Origin of the sequence: Rhodococcus jostii NBRC 16295 (genome assembly GCF_001894825.1) — a bacterium.
In the GTDB taxonomy this organism is placed as follows: domain Bacteria; phylum Actinomycetota; class Actinomycetes; order Mycobacteriales; family Mycobacteriaceae; genus Rhodococcus_F; species Rhodococcus_F jostii.
The window spans coordinates 1-2,946 of sequence record NZ_BCWY01000203.1 but is presented as its reverse complement, the minus strand read 5'-3'; the positions used below and the strand labels follow the sequence as shown (position 1 = coordinate 2,946).

The 2,946-nt window shown below is 63.4% G+C and carries 4 protein-coding genes; 3 read left to right on the top strand and 1 reads right to left on the bottom strand.

All coding sequences use genetic code 11. The features are described from left to right. Positions 1-446: 446 nt before the first annotated feature. Together RJ1_RS48645 and RJ1_RS48640 are read left to right on the top strand one after the other, a co-directional pair. Entirely contained in the window at positions 447-1,046 is a 600-nt protein-coding gene (locus RJ1_RS48645; RefSeq protein ID WP_338049558.1) for an alpha/beta fold hydrolase, read from the top strand. Next, positions 1,039-1,323, top strand: coding sequence for an alpha/beta fold hydrolase (locus RJ1_RS48640; RefSeq protein ID WP_255284975.1), 285 nt, complete (start codon positions 1,039-1,041; stop codon positions 1,321-1,323). Before RJ1_RS48645 ends, RJ1_RS48640 begins: the two co-directional genes overlap by 8 nt. Positions 1,324-1,604: 281 nt before the next feature. Here the strand turns inward: RJ1_RS48640 and RJ1_RS44675 are convergent, their stop codons facing one another. Continuing rightward, entirely contained in the window at positions 1,605-2,492 is an 888-nt protein-coding gene (locus tag RJ1_RS44675; protein ID WP_073371138.1) for a LysR family transcriptional regulator, read from the bottom strand. A 189-nt stretch (positions 2,493-2,681) separates the two neighbouring features. Between RJ1_RS44675 and RJ1_RS44670 the strand changes: the two genes are divergently transcribed. Continuing rightward, positions 2,682-2,946: cupin domain-containing protein (locus RJ1_RS44670; RefSeq protein ID WP_439958229.1), on the top strand; the 265-nt coding region annotated here is incomplete at its 3' end.

The following is a 2,946-nucleotide window of genomic DNA, read 5'->3' as shown; positions in this document are numbered from 1 at the left end:
CCCGTATCGTCCGGTTCCGGTTCTAGGTGAGCGGTTGTTGAACAGGCACTGAGACTCTGCAGGCCGGTCAGAGCTTTATGCGCACCGCGAGTTGGCATCTAACGCTGAAAGAGATGCCACGGTTCTGAGACTTCGGTGTCACCTGGAGTTCGCCGTGGATGGCGTACCAGCGATCCTCCACGGCCGGCCCTGTCTATTCGATCGCAGAGGCGCTCTCGACGTCCTCGGCAGCACGTAGCGGGCCACGTTCGTTGTCAGGGCGTCCCCTCATCGGCGCATTAAATTAACCCTCCGCAGGTTCTGCCCACGTGGCAGCGTGTCTGTCTGTTGGGCGAACCTGCAGGAGTGTCCTGCACGGCGAGCTAAGTGGCACGTCGGGACCAGACCGCGCAGCGTATTGGGTTTCCGCAGTGAGGCATCGTCGTGTGAGGAGAGAGCGAGTACCCATGAACTCACCTTCATTACCGGTGCTTGTGGAGCACCGGTTCGTCGACGTGGGCGGCGGTTCGACGATTCACGTCGCCGATGCCGGGCCGGCCGACGGGTCGCCGGTCATGCTTGTTCACGGTTTCCCGCAGAATTGGTGGGCGTGGCAAGAGCTGATCGGACCGCTCGCGGCCGACGGCTACCGCGTGCTCTGCCCGGATCTGCGCGGTGCCGGGTGGAGCTCGGCGCCCGATGATCGCTACTACAAGTCCGATATGGCAGATGACCTCGCGGTCGTGCTCGACCGGATCGGCGTCGCCCCGGTGCGGGTCGTGGCGCACGATTGGGGTGGACCAGTTGCGGGGAATCTGCTGCTGCGACATCCGGAGAGGTGTCCGGGTTTTCGGACTGAACACCGTCGGGCCGTGGCTGGCGTTCGATCTGACGGCGGTCCGGCGTTTGTGGCGGTTCTGGTATCAGATCCCGATTTCTCTTCCGGTGATCGGGCCGCGTCTTCTCGGCGACCCGAAGGGGCGCTTCTTGGGGATGCTCGGTCGGTGGGTCGGTGCCGGGTTCTACCTCGACGACGACTTCAGGCTCTATGTGCGTCGCATGCGTGAGCCCGGTCATGCGGTGGCCGGCTCGCGCTGGTATCGCACCTTCCTGACGCGAGAACTGATTCGTGCCGGTGAATTCGCGAATACCTCCGTCGATATTCCCATGTGGTTCCTCCACGGAGCGGGGCACCCGGTGATCACGCCGACGCTGCTGCGCGGGTACGCCGAACACGCAGCTGGTTTTCAGCTCGAGACGGTCGACGGCGTCGGTCACTGGATTGTCGATCAGCGACCCGGGTTGGTGCTCGAGCGACTTCGAGTGTTCCTGCTCGACACCTGAGGTGTATCGCTGATTCGTTCGTTATGGGCTCTGACCGTGCGCGACATCGCAGAGGTACGCCAGTTACGTGACCGGCACTAGCTTGGTCGTCGACGGCGGCTCCGAAATCGGCAGCTATCCGACCTCAGCGGCTCCGACGCTAGCAGTTTTTCCGGCCTGAGCTGACCAACAGCTCCTCACGTTGTCAGACGGTCCCGGATCAGGTGTCTCGTCATCGCGGATGCGACCATGGGACCGTCTGACTTGCTTGCGCATCCACACCGCGATCGCGTCACTCGCCCCTATAGCCTGTCGTCTCTGAACTCCGTGGCACCGTCGATCAGGGCGCGTGTGCCCGCGCTCAGGTCGTCCCGCCGCGTACAGAGGCACACCGCTGACCGCGGCGCATCCCTGACCGGCACGAAGACGACGCCCTCATGCCGTCGCGTGTCATCCACGAATTTGCTGGTGATCACAATCGCCGCTCCACTCGCCACAACCTCGAGCATCTCGTCCATGGTGCGCACCGACGGGCCGTAAACCACCGGCCGACCACTCGGCCGCGGGTCGCATGCCCACCATCTGACCCATTCGGGGTCGGCGCCGTCCGACCGGACATGCGGTTCGTCGTCGAGATCGCCCAGATGGACGTGGTCGCGGCCCGCGAGCGCATGCCCAACCGGGAGCACCGCAACACGCGCCTCGTCACACAGCACGTCGAGTCGGAGTCCAGACCGGTCCGACACCGGTGGACGGAGGATCGATGCGTCGACCTCCCCCGATCGGACCGCGCTTGCCAAATCTGCCCATTGAAGCTCGACCAAGGCCACCTCGAGCCTGGGCCGGCGCTCTCTCACGAGTTCCAGAAAACGACGGGTCGGCCCGACAAGGGAAGCCGCCATGAACCCCAGTCGAACTGGTGGGATCTCCGACGTCGCCGCCTCCACCGCGCGTCGTGCGGCGGCCAGGACCGCCCGGGCCTCGGGCAGGAACCGGCGCCCGGCCGCCGTCGGCTGCAGCGGATGCGCCGATCTGTCGATCAATTCGACGCCCAACTGCTTTTCAAGCCTCTTGATCTGCTGACTCAATGCAGGCGTGCTGATGAAGAGTTTCTCCGACGCGCGGCCGAAATGCCCTTCTTCGATCACCGAGACGAAGTATGCGACGAGCCTCAGATTCAGATCGTCCACCTGGCCACCGCGCCTTTTCCCGCACCTCTGACCTGCCGCGATAACCAGCAGGTTAACGAACTGAAATCAAATGTAATGGACATCACATTCATTGCCGGGGAGATTCTAAACCACTCCCGAGGCCACCCGGACCACGGCAGCCACATCACAATTCCGGGCATTCTCCCCCAACGAAGATTGGATGCGATCATGCGCATTGCAGGCCCCGACTACTGGATGACCAATCCCGGCATCACCGCAAAGGGAGCACGGAAGGAATTCATCGATCCCGAGCAGATCCCGTGGACCGATTGGCTCATGCCCGGCACCCGTTTCAAGCTCCTCTACTGCAACCTCGTCACCGGATCATTCACTGTCATCCTGCAGGTCGACGCCGGCAGCGTGGCACCTCCGCACTGGCACATCGGCAACGTCCAGGCGTACATCATCGACGGCGGCTTCTACTACGAAGGGG